14 protein-coding genes are annotated in these 16311 nt (G+C 59.1%); 6 read left to right on the top strand and 8 right to left on the bottom strand.

What is annotated here, in order from left to right; all coding sequences use genetic code 11:
- Positions 1–133: 133 nt before the first annotated feature.
- Together ACFSR7_RS03165 and ACFSR7_RS03160 are read right to left on the bottom strand one after the other, a co-directional pair.
- A complete protein-coding gene (locus ACFSR7_RS03165; protein WP_378159015.1) occupies positions 134–1933 on the bottom strand; it encodes a cache domain-containing sensor histidine kinase in 1800 nt (599 codons plus the stop codon).
- A complete protein-coding gene (locus ACFSR7_RS03160; protein ID WP_378159014.1) occupies positions 1926–3560 on the bottom strand; it encodes a response regulator in 1635 nt (544 codons plus the stop codon). The genes ACFSR7_RS03165 and ACFSR7_RS03160 overlap by 8 nt, the downstream gene beginning before the upstream one ends.
- 400 nt (positions 3561–3960) lie before the next feature.
- Here ACFSR7_RS03160 and ACFSR7_RS03155 point away from each other — a divergent pair, with 400 nt between their 5' ends.
- The 4 genes from ACFSR7_RS03155 to ACFSR7_RS03140 all read left to right on the top strand — a co-directional run bounded on the left by ACFSR7_RS03155 (position 3961) and on the right by ACFSR7_RS03140 (position 8141).
- Positions 3961–4632: a PDDEXK family nuclease gene (locus ACFSR7_RS03155; RefSeq protein ID WP_378159013.1), complete on the top strand. Its 672-nt coding sequence runs from the start codon at positions 3961–3963 to the stop codon at positions 4630–4632.
- 859 nt (positions 4633–5491) lie between these two features.
- Positions 5492–6190, top strand: coding sequence for a GntR family transcriptional regulator (locus ACFSR7_RS03150; RefSeq protein WP_378159012.1), 699 nt, complete (start codon positions 5492–5494; stop codon positions 6188–6190).
- Positions 6187–7284: a mannonate dehydratase gene (uxuA, locus tag ACFSR7_RS03145; RefSeq protein ID WP_378159011.1), complete on the top strand. Its 1098-nt coding sequence runs from the start codon at positions 6187–6189 to the stop codon at positions 7282–7284. Before ACFSR7_RS03150 ends, uxuA begins: the two co-directional genes overlap by 4 nt.
- Positions 7281–8141 carry an SDR family oxidoreductase gene (locus ACFSR7_RS03140; protein WP_378159010.1) on the top strand — a complete coding sequence of 287 codons (861 nt, stop codon included), beginning with the start codon at positions 7281–7283 and terminating at the stop codon, positions 8139–8141. Before uxuA ends, ACFSR7_RS03140 begins: the two co-directional genes overlap by 4 nt.
- 355 nt (positions 8142–8496) lie before the next feature.
- Here ACFSR7_RS03140 and ACFSR7_RS03135 read toward each other — a convergent pair whose 3' ends face one another.
- The 6 genes from ACFSR7_RS03135 to ACFSR7_RS03110 all read right to left on the bottom strand — a co-directional run bounded on the left by ACFSR7_RS03135 (position 8497) and on the right by ACFSR7_RS03110 (position 14575).
- Positions 8497–9138 (bottom strand): polysaccharide deacetylase family protein, encoded by a 642-nt coding sequence (locus ACFSR7_RS03135; RefSeq protein ID WP_378159009.1) that lies wholly within the window; start codon positions 9136–9138, stop codon positions 8497–8499.
- Between the two features lie 238 nt (positions 9139–9376).
- A complete protein-coding gene (locus tag ACFSR7_RS03130; RefSeq protein ID WP_378159007.1) occupies positions 9377–10240 on the bottom strand; it encodes an ABC transporter permease in 864 nt (287 codons plus the stop codon).
- Positions 10221–11000, bottom strand: a complete 780-nt coding sequence (locus ACFSR7_RS03125; RefSeq protein ID WP_378159005.1) for an ABC transporter ATP-binding protein — start codon at positions 10998–11000, stop codon at positions 10221–10223. The genes ACFSR7_RS03130 and ACFSR7_RS03125 overlap by 20 nt, the downstream gene beginning before the upstream one ends.
- 4 nt (positions 11001–11004) lie before the next feature.
- Positions 11005–12102 carry an ABC transporter substrate-binding protein gene (locus tag ACFSR7_RS03120; RefSeq protein WP_378159003.1) on the bottom strand — a complete coding sequence of 366 codons (1098 nt, stop codon included), beginning with the start codon at positions 12100–12102 and terminating at the stop codon, positions 11005–11007.
- Positions 12103–12443: 341 nt separating this feature from the next.
- Entirely contained in the window at positions 12444–13538 is a 1095-nt protein-coding gene (locus ACFSR7_RS03115; protein ID WP_378159001.1) for a TetR family transcriptional regulator, read from the bottom strand.
- A gap of 110 nt (positions 13539–13648) precedes the next feature.
- Complete coding sequence (locus ACFSR7_RS03110; RefSeq protein ID WP_378158999.1) at positions 13649–14575, bottom strand: reverse transcriptase domain-containing protein; 927 nt, start codon at positions 14573–14575, stop codon at positions 13649–13651.
- Between the two features lie 205 nt (positions 14576–14780).
- On the opposite strand from ACFSR7_RS03110, the gene ACFSR7_RS03105 reads away from it, so the two are divergent.
- Positions 14781–15215 carry a MarR family transcriptional regulator gene (locus ACFSR7_RS03105; RefSeq protein WP_378158996.1) on the top strand — a complete coding sequence of 145 codons (435 nt, stop codon included), beginning with the start codon at positions 14781–14783 and terminating at the stop codon, positions 15213–15215.
- A gap of 16 nt (positions 15216–15231) precedes the next feature.
- Positions 15232–15984 carry an SDR family NAD(P)-dependent oxidoreductase gene (locus ACFSR7_RS03100; protein ID WP_378158994.1) on the top strand — a complete coding sequence of 251 codons (753 nt, stop codon included), beginning with the start codon at positions 15232–15234 and terminating at the stop codon, positions 15982–15984.
- Positions 15985–16311: the final 327 nt, after the last annotated feature.

The raw sequence follows: 16311 nt of genomic DNA, 5'->3' as shown, positions 1-16311 counted from the left end.
GGCAGAAAATACATCTATAAATGCAGGTTTTGCGACCCGCCAAGTATCCGATAAGCCCCGGCACGCCGAGTCCGCGCTTGCCGGTCCGCGATTCGCCGCAGCCAGCGTCGGAAAGAAAAAACAAGAGCCGCCCCTACTCGGGCCGGCTCTTGTCTTCTTTGTCCAATATCGGGTGCCGCAGCGCGATCTTCGTGCCGAATTCGGGCCCCGTCTCGATCTGCAGGCGGTAGCCTTCGCCGAAGTACAGCTTGAGCCGGTTATTGACGTTGCGCAGGCCGACGCCCTTGGCGTTCTCCGAGCTGCGGCTGCCGGGCGGCTCCTCCCTGTCGAGCTTCGCCAGCGCTTCCGGCGGTATGCCGCCCCCGTTATCGATAATATCGATCGCGATATCCCCGCCCTCCCGGCTGGCTGAGATCAGAATTTTCCCGCTCTCAAAGTCGTTGCGGATGCTGTGCTGGATCGCGTTCTCGACCAGCGGCTGGAGCAGCAGCCGGAGGAACGGCAGCTCCTTCAGCTCGTCGTCGACGCCGTACAAGATCCGGATCGGCCGTCCCATCCGGGCCTGCTCGATCTGGACGTAGGCCTTGACCTGCTCCAGCTCCCTGCCAAGCGTCGTAATCTCTTTGCCTTGGTTCAGGCTGAGACGCAGCAGATTGCCGAGCGCGGCGACCATTTGCGCCACTTCGCCCGCGCCGTGCTTCTCGGCCTTCCAGCGGATCGACTCGAGCGTGTTGTACAAGAAATGAGGATTGATCTGATGGCTCAGCACTTGAAATTCCAGCTCTTTCTTGTCGCGCTCCGCGCGCGAGGCTTCGACGATCAGGCCTTCGATCTTGCGGATCAGGCTGCCGAAGCCCCGGTACAGCCATCCGACTTCGTCCTGCCTGCGGGACGGCGGAATCTGCTGCTGATAATCGCCCGACTCCAGCTTGCGCATATAACGGACCAGGCGCACGATCGGCTGGGTAAAGGAAGCCGTAATATACAGCACGACGCCGACGCAGCAAATCAGATAGCCGATCAAAAAATAAACGGTCGCCCGGTTAATTTCGTCGATCGTACCCGTCAGGTCCTTGAGCGGCGTCAGGCTGACGATCGCCCAGGGCTCGTTGTCCATCCGGACGAAGCTCGCCAGGTATTTGCTCCCGCCGAGCGCGATCGTTGTCTCGCCTTCGCTGCCCGTGCGGAACTGTTCCACAAAGCCGGACGAAGGGAACGGCGTGCCCGTCCAGCCGTTTTCGAACGAATCGTACAACACCACCCCGTCGTCGTTCCTCAGCAGCAGAAGCCGCTGCTCGATCATCTGCCCGCTGGGCGAGAAAAACCGCTTGAATTGGTCCTCGGACACGTCCGTAGCGATGATGCCCCGCGGCGTTTGATCGTACAGGCCCGAGAAGCGTTTGACATAGGAAAGAAGCGGCCGCTCCAGCCTGCCCTTCTCCGGCAGCTTTAAGTACCAGGAGGGACTCACTTGCGCGGCGGACTGCCGGAACCAGGCCTGCGCGCCGACGCTGGGCTCCCCGATCGTGCTGAGATAGTCGGCATGCCGGTCCGGATCGATCGGATAGACGCTGACCCGGAAGGCGTCGACGGACGAGGTGCGCTGGTACAGCCAGGTCAGCAGATCGACCGTGAACGATTCCTCGCTGGCCGCGCCTCCGCTGGCCGGCACCATCAGATCCTGCAGCCGCTTGTCCCCGATCAGATCGTTAACCTGCTCGTTAAGGGCGCTCAGGTAGTTTTGGAAGTTTTTGCGCACCTGCAGCAAGTAGTTGTTGGTCATCGACAGGTTCGCGTTCGAGATGCCCTCGATCGACTTCACGTGCGCGTAATAGGCGAACCATAAAAAAGGGACGACAATGATCATGAAAAAGATCAATATCATCCGATTGCGGAGCGACGAGGCGAGCCGCAGCGAGATCGCTTTACTCATCCGCGATGCCCTGCAGCCTGCGATATTCCTTCGGCGTAAGCCCCGCCTGCCTTTTGAACACCTTGGTGAAATGAACGGGGTCCTTGTAACCGACCTCCGCGGAAATCTCGTAAATTTTATATTGCACGTCGGCCAGCATGCGCTTCGCCTTCTCCATGCGGATATCGGTCAGATATTCGAGAAACGTTTTGTGCATTTCCTTCTTGAACAGCTTGCTTAACCAGACCGGGGTCACATGCACCTCGGCGGCCACGCTCGGCAGCGTGAGGCTCTCGGCATAATGCACGCGGATAAACTTGTCCGCCTCCTGGATGATCTGGCTCGGCGGCGCCGCGTGGCTGCGGAAGTCGCCGGCCATGGCGAGTAGAAATTGCTCGGACTGCTCCCGCAGAGACTCCAGCGTGTCGAACTTCTCGAGCCGCTCCCAGACGATGACCGGGTTGCGCTCCCAGAAACGGTCGGTCCAGCCGAGCGCGGCCGCCTTTTTGAACAGGCTGAGCAGCCATTCGAAAATACGCTGCTGTGTATCGCGAATATGACCCGCGCCCCAGCACTTCACCATCTCGACGAAGCGGTCCATCGCCGTCCGGATATCCTCGTCGGTCCCGTACCGGACCAGATCCAGCACCTCGTCCGTCTGCGCGATCGACGGCACGTCCCGCTCCGCCTCGTTTTCCCAGCCGAGACTTGTCAGCATGCGATTGCCGCCGTAGACGGCCTTCTGCATCAGAATATCCTCCGCTTCCTGATACAGCGCATGCAGACGCTTCGTATCGCCGCAGCCCGAGCTGATGGCGACGCTCACGTTCACCTTGACGTACTGATTCACGCGCCCGATCAGCAAGCCCGCCAGCTCCTTGCAAGTCTCGAGCCAGCCGTCCTCCGGACATTCCAGTACGATCGCCCACCGGTTCCGCTGGTCGGGCGCGAGGACGGACAGATGCGGCATGTCCTCCTCGAGCGTCTGCTTGGCGACGTTGCCGATGCCGAACAGGATCAGCTCCTTTTCCAGCCGCGAGCCGTCCCGCGTATCGATCGACCTGAGGTCGTCCACCTCGACGAGCAGGAGCGCCAGATGGCCGCCGAGCAGCCAATCGAGCTCCAGCGTCCGCAGCCTGTGCAGAATTCGCGTCTCCCGATACGGATCGTACGGCAGCTCGATCAGCTCGCGCACGACCTCGTCCCTCATCTTGGGCAAAGCGGAGGTCAGATGACTCTGCATCCGGCTCTGGCGCTCGCGCTCGAGGCGCTCCTTGCGCAGCTGGCCGATCATTCGGGAGACGATCTCTCCGAGCTCGCCGGTGTTGACCGGCTTTAATATATAGTCCATCGCGCCCAGCTTCATGGCCGTCCGCACGATATCGAAATCGTCGTAACCGCTGATGACGATGCCCTTCCAGCCTGCGGGACGCTCGGCGGACAGACGCTCGAGCAGCTCGAGTCCAGACATGCGGTTCATCCGGATATCCGTAACGACGAGATCGGGCATACGCGCTCTGGCGATTGCCAGCGCCGTATCGCCGTCTTCCGCGACCACCGTCTCCTCCACCCCGTAATCGGCCCAGGGAATTTGCGTTCGAAGCCCTTCTCTAATTTCCAATTCGTCGTCCACGATCAGAGCCAGCATGAGGGTCTCCCCTTTCCCATGAACCCGCTATAGTCAAATACGGCCATTCGTCAGAAAAGCATACCCTCGGGGCTCGCAAATCGCAATGTGCATATCTTAGCTTTTATGGTGCGAATGCATCTCTTTTTGTGCGAGTGCCGGCGAGCGTGTGCGGCTTCACCTGTTGAGAGCGGTTCGGGGCGGTTCGGGAGCGGTTCGGGGCGGTTCGGGGCGGTTCGGGGCGGTTCGGGGCGATTCGGGGCGGTTGGGAGCGGTTGGGAGCGGTTGGGAGCTGAAACTTATGGACGGTACCAGTACCGTTCATTTACAATGGTAATGATGAGACGAAGCACGTCCCTCTTCATTCCGCGCGAATGGAGACGGGGCGTTTTTAATTTCACGGAGAAAGGTTGTTATACGAATGATGGACTTCGAGCAAGCGCATGCCGAGTTTATTGAAAATCATTTGGCCCGGCGTACCGGGGAGCGCAGAGGACGTCTTGAACGCGGACACCGGGAGGCGGAGAAGCTGTTTTGCCAGAACGTATGGTGGCGGCTTCGCGGCAATTTTGAAGGGCTGCATCCCGAGTACGAGGTGATGGATTGGCGCGGCATTTCCTATTTCTGCGACTTTGTCTGGGTGTTTCTGACCGTCAAATTCGTCATCGAGATCAAAGGCTTCGGCCCGCACGTTCGGGATATGGACCGGCAAAAGTATTGCAATGAGCTGAACAGGGAAACGTTTCTCGGGGCAATGGGTTACCAGGTCGTTTCCTTCTCGTATGACGACGTGGTTGGCCGGCCGGAACTGTGCGTCACGCTGCTCCGCATGTTGATCAGCCGCTACCAGACGGAGGCCGCCCCCGTCGGTCTGAACGGACTCGCAGAGCGGGAGACGATTCGCCTGGCATGCGGTCTATCCAGACCGTTGCGACCGATCGACGTAGAAGAACATTTGCAGGTCAACCATCGCATCGCCGTCCGGACGCTGCGTTCGCTGAGCGAGAAAGGACTGCTCACGCCGCTGTGGGGCAACCAGGGCAAACACATTGTGAAGTATGAAATGAACCCGGCTGCGTTGAGGCTGCTGTAACGAAGAAGTGTTCGATGGAGCGTGCGTGTATAGGGTGATAATTGCTGACTTGGGGCGGGCGGTGTGTTGGGGCTGGGGCGGGCGGTGTGTTGGGGCTGGGGCGGGCGGTGTGTTGGGGCTGGGGCGGGCGGTGTGTTGGGGCTGGGGCGGGCGGCGGTTTGTGCGGGCGGTGTGTTGGAGCCGGCGACGGCTGGGGCGGACGGTGTGTTGGAGCCGGCGACGGCTGGGGCGGACGGTGTGTTGGAGCCGGCGACGAAATGGCGCATCCGATCGAACACTATTACTGAAAACCTGCATCTATACAGGCTTTTTCGTGTCAGTTCCCCCTTCAGAGCCAAATTCCTGCATCTATACATCCTTTTTAATGCTATACGTCACTTCAACGACCATCCTGCCGAAAAGCCTGCATATTCGCAGGCTTTCAATGCAGTCTTAGCCATTGGCGTTTAAAACCTGCTTATAAAGTCAATTTCATAATTCAAAAAGTCGCTAGTTTAAACAAACTTAATCATAAGACTTGACGAATAACGTTCGGTTTTGGACTTATTTCCGAATCTCAGAGGTTCTATTTTGTATTAAAAGTTCGGATTTATTCTGGTAAAAAATGTTTATGAAATTGACTTTATATGCAGGCTTTTAACAAAATCCATTTAATATCTTTTATTTCCGGCTTCCAAAAACATCTACCACACTACCATACAAGTATGGTAGTATGGATTTGTTATAACGAGCTGTTTCACAAGCTGTTTCACAAGCTGTTTCACAAGCAGTTTCACGAGCTGTTTCACGAGCTGTTTCACAAGCAGATTCACGAGCATCTTCATGAGTAAATTGCACCGTTCGAACGGAGGAAGACACCATGTATACGAACGGACGCGCACAGGAGCCCTCGGCGCGGGAGACGGTCTACGCGAAGCTGAAGGAGCAGATTCTCAATCTGGAGCTGGCTCCCGGCACCGCCCTGTCCGAGAAGGAATCGTCGCTCGTGCTGGGCGTCAGCCGGACGCCGGTGCGCGAGAGCTTCGTGCGGCTCGCCCAGGAAGGCCTCGTGCAGGTGCTGCCGCAGCGGGGAACGTTCGTCTCGCTGATCGATCCCGCGCTGGTGGAGGAAGCCCGCTTCATGCGCGAGCATCTCGAACGGGCGGTCGTCAGGCTTGCCTGCACGCATTTTCCCGACGGTCACCTGCATGCGCTCGAGGATAATCTCGCCCTGCAGCTGAAGAGCATCGAGCGTGAAGACGACCGCAGGTTGTTCGAGCTGGACGAGGCTTACCACCGGATCCTGTTCGACGGCTGCGGCAAGCTCAATACGTGGCGCGCGATCGGGCAGATGAACGTCCATCTCAACCGCAGCCGGATGCTGCGGCTCGTGGCGGATCGACATTGGCAGCATCTGTACGAGCAGCACGAGACGATTTACCGGGCCGTCAAGGACGGCGATGCGGACCGGGCGGAGCGCGTCATGCAGGAGCATCTGCTGCTCGGCGTTCGCGATCTGCCGCATCTGATGGACAAGTACCCGCAATATTTCGTATCGGGAGGAGACGGCAAGCTATGAGAATGACGTTCCGCTGGTTCGGCACGGGCAACGACACGGTCTCGCTCGCGCAAATCCGTCAGATCCCTGGCGTCGAAGGCATCGTGTGGTCGCTGCACGACGTGCCCGCCGGCGAAGAGTGGCCGATGGAGAAAATTATTGCTTTAAGGGACGAGGCGCACGCAGCCGGACTTAACATCGACGTGGTTGAAAGCGTGAACATCCACGAGGACATCAAGCTGGGACTCCCGAGCCGGGATGCCTACATCGAGAACTACAAGCGCACGCTGGAGAAGCTGGGCCAGGTGGGCGTCAAGGTCGTCTGCTACAACTTCATGCCGGTGTTCGACTGGCTGCGGACCGAGCTGCACAAGGAAATGGAAGACGGGTCCACCGCCCTTTTCTATGAAAAAAGCCGAATCGACAACATCGATCCGTTCGAGCTAGTTCGCCAGATCAACGAAAACTCGGAACTTACGATGCCGGGCTGGGAGCCGGAGCGGCTCGCGCATTTGACTGCTTTGTTCGAGGCTTATAAGGGCGTCACCCAGGAGGATCTCTGGGAAAACGTGCGTTACTTCCTGGACGAGGTCATTCCCGTCGCCGCCCGTTCCGGCATTAAAATGGCCATCCACCCGGACGATCCGCCGTGGCCGATTTTCGGACTTCCCCGCATTATGACGAGCCAGGCCAATTTCCGCCGGTTTCTCGCGCTGCACGACAGCCCGTACAACGGCATCACGCTGTGCAGCGGTTCGCTCGGCGCCAACCCGGACAACGATATCGTGTCGATGATCCATGAATTCGCAGACCGCATCCCGTTCGCGCACATTCGCAACGTGCGCGTGTACGAGAATGGCGACTTCATCGAAACCTCCCACCGGACGCAGGACGGAACGGTCGATATCGCCGGCATCGTCAAGGCGTATCATGATGTGGGCTTCACGGGCTATGCGCGGCCGGACCACGGTCGACATCTATGGGGCGAGGTATGCCGTCCGGGCTACGGACTTTACGATCGCGCGCTTGGCATCATGTATTTGTGGGGACTGTGGGACGCGGCGGCGCGTGCGGCTGCGGACGCGGTCGCCAAATCGAAGGAGGCTGCCGTATGAGCGCGAGTCTGCTCCCGATTCACGAATCGCTTGCAGGCAAAGTCGCCGTCATCACCGGGGGCTCGGGCGTCCTGTGCCGCGTAATGGCAAAGGAGCTCGGTCGGCAAGGCGCCAAGGTGGCCGTTCTTAACCGGACGGTAGAAAAAGGCGAGCAGGTCGCCGGCGAAATCCGCGCGGCCGGCGGGACGGCGATCGCCGTCGCCTGCGATGCCACGGATGCGGACAGCGTTCGCGCGGCCGAGGCCGTCGTCTCGCGGGACCTGGGTCCTTGCGACATCCTGATCAACGGCGCCGGCGGCAATCATCCGAGCGCCAACACGACAAATGAAATTTTCCGTCTCGAGGATCTCGGGCGCGAAGGCGTGACCACCTTTTTTGATCTGAGCGCCGCGGGCTTCCGAGGCGTGCTCGACCTGAATCTGATGGGGACGCTTATCCCGTCCCAAATTTTCAGCCGGTCGATGGCCGAACGAGGCAGCGGCGTCATCGTCAACGTCTCCTCGATGAGCGCCCCCTCGCCAATGACGAAGGTGCCTGCCTACAGCGCGGCCAAGGCCGCCATTAACAACTGGACGCAGTGGCTCGCCGTGCATCTGGCCGAATCGGGCATCCGCGTCAACGCGCTGGCGCCCGGGTTCTTCCTGACCGAGCAAAACCGCGCGCTGCTCAAAAACGAAGACGGCTCGCTGACGGAGCGCTCCGGCAAAATTATCGCGCATACGCCGATGCGCAGATTCGGCCAGCCCGATGATCTGCTCGGCACGCTGCTCTGGCTTGTCGACGACGCGGCGTCCGGCTTCGTGACCGGCGCCTTCATTCCGGTGGACGGCGGATTCATGGCGTATTCGGGCGTGTGACGGTAGCTTGCGCCTCTTGCATGGAGAGCCGGCGCAGCGCAAGCGTTGTTTCTGGTTGGGACTTCCCTATCGAGTGTAATCGAGATAAGGCTGGGATTGCTCCTGCTCAGGACTTCTTTTTCAGGGGACAGTCGCTGAGGTTGCGCTTATTTCCGGTTGAGACTTCCTTGTTAAGTAGGGTCAAGGCGTGAAAAGAATTGATTCTAGTCAGGACTACTTATGCGTGGAAGGTTGGCTCGGCGTAAGCGTTGTTTACGATTGAGACTTCTCCCCGCTGCAAAAAAGCCCAGCAGGATGCGGATCGAAGCGGCGTGTCCGCTCCGACGCCGCATCTGTCGCTGGGCTTTTGGATTTGTTATTCCATCGAGAGCAGTTCGCTGGCCGTCAAGAAGACGTACCCTTCCTTTTTCAGCGTCTTCACGAGCGTTCGCACCGCCTCCACGGTCTGGGACCGGTCGCCATAGCCGTCGTGGAAGAGAAGGAAGCTGCCCGGCTTTGCGACGGCGAGCGAGGCCTCTAAAATATGATCGGCCCCGGGCATTTCCCAGTCCCGCGCAGCGCCGTTCACGCCGCCGATGACCGCATAGCCGAGCTCGCGCGCGATACGTTCGACCTTGGCGTCCGTCGCCAGATAGGGCGGGCGAAATGTCGCAGGCTGCACGCCGACCGTCTCGCGGATCAAGTCGCCGGTGCGGACAAGCTCCTCCCTGACGGCTTCCTCGTCCAACTCGGTCAGATTCGGATGCGTGAACGAATGATTGCCGATCTCATGTCCTTCGGCCTGCACGAGTCTCGCCGTATCGGGATAACGCTCGATCTGGTTGCCGTTCATATAAAACGTCGCATGTCCTCCCTCCTCGCGGAAAATATCCAGCATCTTCGGGGTAAACTCGGCGTTCGGACCGTCGTCGAAAGTGATGGCGATCGCCTTGGCGGACGTGCCGTGAATCGAGATCATGTCGGATGAATCGCGGGATCGGGCTTCGGCTTGGCTCATACGGGCAACGTCTCCTTATGTACGAAATGAATGGTCTTACCTTTTTCATCCATAAATTAGCATAGACGATATTCGCGATTTTTTCACTCTATTTAAGTCGGTTGGATTCCAGGTCGAATAGATGCGCGGTTAAGGAACATCGATAAGCTCCTTTTGGCACGATCTCTTCGGAAAAATCGCTGCATCGCCTTCATCCGCCGCGCCGCCGGCTTGCGACGGCGGCGAAGCGGCATGCCGTTTACTCATAGTGATGGCGCCGTAGCGCGAACCTGCCGACGATCGAGACGCCCCCGTACAACGCCATGGAAAGCACTGCGAGCATCGCGATGGCGACCATGACCATGTCCATTTGAAACACTTGGCCTCCGTAGATGATCATGTAGCCGAGCCCGGCTTTCGACGACAAAAATTCGCCCATGATGACGCCGACGAGCGTAAGTCCGACGTTGACCTTGAGCGTCGCGATGAGATTCGGGACGCTCGCGGGCAGCAGCACCATCCGCAGCGTCTGCAGCCTGGTCGCGCCGAAAGACTCCATCAGCTTCAGCTTGGATTGGCCGATCTCCCTAAAGCCGGACTCGAGCATCATGATCGTGACGATGACCGAGATGGCGATCGCCATGCCGTACACCGAATAGCGGTCGCCGAGCCAGATATAGAAGATCGGACCTAGCGCTACCTTGGGCAGCGCGTTCAGCACGACCATATACGGTTCGAGTACTTTGGACGCGTAGGCGGACCACCAGAGCGCGACCGCGATCGCCGTGCCGAGCGCCATCGACAGCGCCAGGCCGATGACGGTCTCCGACGTCGTGACCCAGGCGTGATGCCACAGCCTGCCCTCGTGCGCCAGACTTCTGAACGAAGCGACCAGCTGCGAAGGACGGCTCGTCAGCATGGCGTCGACCCACTTGCGATCCGCGGCCAGCTCCCAGACGCCGAGGAACGCCGCGAGCAGCGCGAATCGGGCGAGCCAGACGGCCATGCGCAAACGCCGCTGCACGCGCAAATACTTCCTGTACTGCGGCGAAGCTGGACCGGCGGAGGCGACGGATTGACGGTCCTGCGCGTCCGGCATTTCGTTAACCCTGTTCGACGACATGACTGTCCAGCTCCTTCCATATCGCGTTGAAATACGAATGGTAACGGCCCGCTTCCCGCTTTTTCCATGGAGACAGCCCTTCGCCCTCGTCAAAGCGAATGTCGTGGACGCTGGCGATCGTGCCCGGCCGCTTCGACATGACCATCACGCGGTCGGCCATGCCGATCGCCTCGGAGATGTCGTGCGTCACGAGCACGGCCGTCTTGCCTTGATCCTTGATGATATGAAAAACCTCGTCTGCCAGCGTCAGCCGCGTCTGGTAGTCGAGCGCGGAAAAGGGCTCGTCGAGCAGCAAAATGTCCGGCTCGGTCACGAGCGTCCGAATAAGCGCCACCCGCTGCCGCATGCCGCCGGACAGCTGGGCGGGGTTGTGCCCCGCGAACCCGCCCAGACCGTAGCGCTCGAGCAGCTCGAGCGCCTTGCGCTTCGCCTTCTTCAAGTCCATGCGCCGGATCTCCGCGCCGACGAGCAGGTTGCTCAGCAGGTCCCGCCACTCGAACAGATGGTCGTGCTGAAGCATGTACCCTACCTTGGGGGAGGCGCCTCGCACCTCCGCCCCGTCGATCAGCACCTTGCCCTTCGTCGGCTTTTGCATGCCCGAGACGAGGGAGAGCAAGGTGCTTTTCCCGCAGCCGCTCGGTCCGACGACGCTGATGAATTCCCCGCGTTCGATCGACACATGAATGTCGCTCAGCGCCTCGGTTTCCTGCTTCAGGGTGAAATAGCTCAGTCCGACGCCCTGCAGCTCGATTTGCGCCATCGGTTCATTCCGCCTTCCCGATCCGCTGAACGAAGGACATGTCGACGATGGCGTTCATATCGGCGATCTTATCCTCGGCCTTCAGCACGCCGTTGTCGATCAGCACGCTTTGCAGCTTGTCGAACGCTTCGGGCGTCAGCACCGGCGTTGCCGGCCAAGTGTCTTGCTTCTGGTAACGGCGCACCGATTCGACGATCCTCTCCTTCGGCGTCCCTTCGAAATAAGGCGAGAGCGCCGCCGCGATCTCGTCGTCCGACGCGCTCGCAAGCCAGGCGGTCGCCTTGGCGACGGCGTTCACGAAGCCCTGAATGACCTGCGGATTTTTCTCGATATAGTCCGAGGTCGCGACGAACGACGTCTCCGGGAAGTCGCCGAACGTCTCGCCGAGCGAAGCGACGTAATAGGCTTTGCCTTCCGCGATAAGCGTGGAGGCGACCGGCTCGAACAGCTGGATATAATCGCCCTGCCCGCTCGCGAACGCGCCTGCCATCGCCGGCGCGGCGATGTTCGTGACGACGTTCGCCCCTTCAGCGCCCTGGGCTTTGAGCGCCGAAGCCATCACCATCTGCGGCGCGCTGCCGGGACGCCAGCCGATGATTTTCTTGCCTGCGAGCGCGTGCCAGTCAAAGGCATCCGTCTTGTCTCGGGACAGCAGGAACGAGCCGTCCTTCATCGTCAGCTGGTGAAAAATCTTAAGCTTCTTGTCGCCCTGCTGGTTGTAAATATAGATGGCGGTCTCCGGTCCGACGAGCGAGATGTCCGCCGTTCCCGCGATGAGCGCGGCCGCGCCCTTGTCCGAGCCCTGCGCCGTGTTCATGTCCAGCTTCAGGCCCTCATCTTCGAAGTAGCCTTGGGAGATCGCGGCATAGTATGGCGCATAGAAGATCGAGCGGATGACTTCGGAAAATTTAATCGTCACGATCTCCTTCGGCGCGGCGGACGGGCTCGGGCTCGGATCGGCGTCGGTCGTCGAGGGGGATGCGGACTCGGCGGGCTTGGCGCTCGGGCTCGCGGACGGCGCGTTCGCGCTGCCGCAAGACGCCGCAAACGCCAGCAGCAGTGCGGCGAGCAGCAGCATGACGGGTCTTTTCGGCTTGAACATTTTGTTGGCCTCCCTTTAATTTGAAATACGGGACGGGGAAATCGCGCAATTTTGCGCGAATCGTATGGACGGCGGGCAATCCCCTCCTCTCCAGGCGCTGCGATCTAAAGGGCAAGCTCCGTGCGCAGCATCGCATAGCCCGGATACGCGAAGGAAATGCATTATATGCCGGGCGGGCTTATCCCGCGCCCCTTCCAAGCCCGCAAGATCGACCGCTATGCGCCGCCGCCTGGCGAATCGAACGCAAGGGCATAAAAAACGCCGGTCAAGCGCATGCGGAGATCATCGAAGATGATCGCCATATGCCTTGAACGGCGTTTGAATATCGTTAGAATAGGCGCTTAGCCAAGCTCGCCTTCCAAGTGCAGTCGTATCGCTTCCTGCACGCCTTCCCAGTGCGCCTTCATCTCTTCGCGGGCGGCCGGACCGGACAGCTTTTCCTGATGAATGCTGATCGTGGCCCCTTGCTTGGCCGCAAGCACTCTGATCTGCAGCGTCGAGGGCGCTTCCCAATCGCTTTTCATCCATTGCAGCCGCACATGGGACAAGGGCTTGACGACCGTGAACCTTCCCGAGTTCCCCTCCCGCGTCGCAAAGTTCTCCCCCTCGCGAACGACGACGTCCTCGGCTTCCCCAAGCCAGACACGCAGACCGTCCGTGCCGGTCAAATAACGCCATGCCTCCTCCACCGTAACCGGCAACGTCCTGCGCATACCGATCTGATAACCCGCATCCTTCGTTTTGCCGACCGGGCTTTCCGCTTCATGCTTCAACGTCATATCCATCGTTTTGTCGCTCCCCCATTCGTCATAGCGAGGCGTCCATGCCTTCTCGTACAGTGCCGCGCTCGATTCGATGACGTCCGCCATAGACGCTTCGGATGACGGGCCGCCCCCGTACAAGCGGGAGACGAACGCACCGAAATGCATCCACATAAACGTCATCGCTTGCATTTGCGTATCCGTTTCGACCAGCTTCCCCCTCACCCGCATCTCGTTCAAGTAGTCCGTCAGCAGCTCGAGCATCTTCTTCGGATGGCGCTGCGCCTTCTCCCGCACCCCGGCGAGCGCATCGTCCTTCAGCACGATCAGGTACAGCTTGCGGTTGCGCGCCATGATCTCATGATAGACCCGGCCGATCGACCTTAGATCCTCGCCCAAATGCCAGACGATATTCTCCTCGAACGCGCTCGTCATTTCCACCGCATAATGGTACTGCTCCACCGCCTGCTCGAGCAGCGTCAGCTTCGTGCCGAAGCGCCGGAATAAGGTCATCTCGCTGACGCCCGCGGCCGCCGCGATCTCCTTGGTCGATACGCCCTTAAAGCCTTTGTCTGCCATCAGGTCGATGGCGGCCTGCATTAACTTTTCTCTGCTGTCGGATTCATCATGTGCAATAAAGTCCGCCCCCGATTGATAGTTAGTGGTCACTAACATTCGACACATTCTAAGATACTGTTTTTTTCCATAACCTGCAACCTCACGGCTTATAATAAAACACGAAAAGCACGCTCCCGGGAACGTGCTTTCCGCGACAAAACGCCTTTTTATCCTCTTGCGGGCGAAAACCGGGCCGTCGCTTTGCCGGAGTCGGATTTTACGCTGCGGGATTGAAAGGACGTGCCTAAGTAGTCGAACTTGACGTTGGGGTAGCTGCCTTTGCGCGTTCCGTCCTTGCAATAAACGATTTTCGTTTTGTCCGGATGCGCGACGAGGCCGTGCGCCTTCAGCCGGCTGCGGATCTGCTTGAGCAGCGATTTGGCTTCCGCTTCGCTTTTGCAATGACAGAGAATGTCGTCGGTGTACCGCTCAAAGGGCACATGGGGACGATTTTTTTGCATCCATGTATCGAAAATGCCGTGCAAATAAAAATTGCCAAGCAAAAAATTTAATTTATTGCCCTGCGCGAGTCCCTTCTTCTTTTGAATCAAGGCGCCGGATCTCGTCCGTTCGGGCGATTTGATCGTGCGCTCCGTGTACAGCAACACCCATCGATTGCGAATATGCCGTTTAAGCATATTCATGAGCAGGCGGTGATCGACGCTGTCGCCGAAGCTTCGAATATCGAGCACGACCGCCCAATCGTATCGGAGGCACCGCACGCCGGCGGTGCGGATCGCTTCCTCGCGCGCCTGCCGCTTCTGCCTGTGTCCGTAGGAATTCGGATGAAAAAGACCTTCCAGGCGCGGATACAGCTCGTTTTTTAGCATCGTCTGCACGATAAAATCTTTGACCGTCGGAATGCCGATGGCCCTTTTTCCGCCCTTTCGCTTGGGAATATACACCTTGCGGACCGCAGACGGCCGATACGTGCCGGAGGTCAATTGGTCGCGTTGTTCGCGCAACCGCTGGGCCAAATTACGTTTATAATCCTGGATCGTTTGTCCGTCCACGCCGACGACTTTGGTTTTCCGGGATTGCTTGAACGCTTCTCGAATCAATCGAGGCGATATTTGAAACCTGGCGCGTTTCACGCGAACCCCCCTTTGGATAGATGCGGCCTGATCCCTACTGTATATGTCGTTGCGTTTCGTGCGATTGTGTCGTTATCCCGCTGGCGCGCTTCCCAATTTATCGAAGGTTGACGAGAAAGCGACTTTTCGCTAAACTTGAATTAGTTAAAAGGTATTAACTATTTATTAGCGAATCATTAAAAGTATTTAAATAAGAAGAATCGAGGTGGCCGGACTGGACAAGCAAGAGACGCTGTCTACGTTATTCGCGGACCAGATGCTGACGGTTGTCGCGAGCTACGCCAAACTGCTGGAGAGCCAAATGACGGCCCCCCAGTACTACATGCTTCAGACGCTGGCAAGGACGGACCGGATGACCGTGTCGCAGTTCGCGAGCCTGCTGGACGTGTCGCTGCCCGCCGTGACGAATCTGAGCGGCAAACTGGTGAGTAAAGGCTATGCGGAACGAGTCGTGTCCGAGGAGGATCGCAGGCAAGTTTTTCTAAGAATCACCGATAACGGCCGGGCGTTCGAGAAACGCATGCTGGACAAGTACAAGGAACTGACGAACGGGATGTGGGACGGATTCTCGGACGCGGAGACGGATCTGCTCATCGAGGCGTACCGCAAGATGTCCGCGCATTTGCAAACGAAAATTTAACGGGAGGTTATCGATCATGGGAAGACTGGATAACAAGGTCGCGATCATCACTGGAGCTGCAGGCGGCATGGGAAAAGCGGATGCGCTGCTGTTCGCGCAGGAAGGCGCGAAGGTCGCGGTCACGGATCTGCAGGAGGAAAAGCTTCAGGAGGTCGTCAAGGAAATCGAAGCGGCAGGCGGTACGGCGATCGGCTTCAAGCATAACGTCGCGTCCGAGGAAGATTGGAGCCGCATCGTGGCTGAGGTCGTCAAGGCATTCGGCAAAATCGACATCCTGGTCAACAACGCGGGCATCTCCAACGCGACGCCGTTCCTCGAGATGACGGCCGAAAGCTGGGACAAAACGATGTCGATCAACGTATCGAGCGTCTTCTACGGTCAAAAGCACGTCATCCCGCACATGATCGAAGCCGGCGGCGGCTCGATCGTCAACATCTCGTCGATCGCCGGCCTCACCGGCGGCAGCGGCGCAGGCCCGTACACGGCGAGCAAGGGCGCGGTGCGCATGCTCACCAAGGCGACGGCCGTCGACTACGCGCAGTTCGGCATCCGGGCAAACTCCGTCCACCCCGGCTATATCGAGACGCCAATGACGGCGGGTATTTTCAACGACGACCGCATGACCCAATGGGCGCTCTCGCAGACGCCGCTTCAACGTCTCGGCAAGCCCGAGGACATCGCGCGCGGCGTCCTGTTCCTGGCGTCGGACGAGTCGTCGTATATTACGGGCGTCGAGCTGCCGATCGACGGCGGTTACTACGCCAAGTAAGGCCCGCGTTCGTATCCATTCGGTCCCCGAACGCCATTTGCAGCAGTGCCTTTGCCTTTCCCAACTGACGCGCGTCCAAGCGTCCGGGAAGGGCTTTTTGCGATATTGGCGCTGCCGGTTCTTGACCGTCGCCTTCCGAGGGCTCTCGGGCGGATCGCCTTCTGTTGGGCGGGTACGGCGCTTCGCAGTGCCTGAAGACGGATCGCCTTCCGTCGGGAGGGCTATGCGGCTGTTTGGCGCGCTCCTGGGCGGATCGCCGGTTGTAGGAAGTGATTAGGAGTAGCTGGGCGGGACATCGGCGGTAACCGTGGGGGGACAATAGTTGTC

This window comes from Cohnella sp. GCM10020058, assembly GCF_042683485.1.
Classification (GTDB): domain Bacteria; phylum Bacillota; class Bacilli; order Paenibacillales; family Paenibacillaceae; genus Cohnella.
Note: the sequence above shows the minus strand (reverse complement) of the source record. Positions and strands in the feature narration are given on the sequence as shown.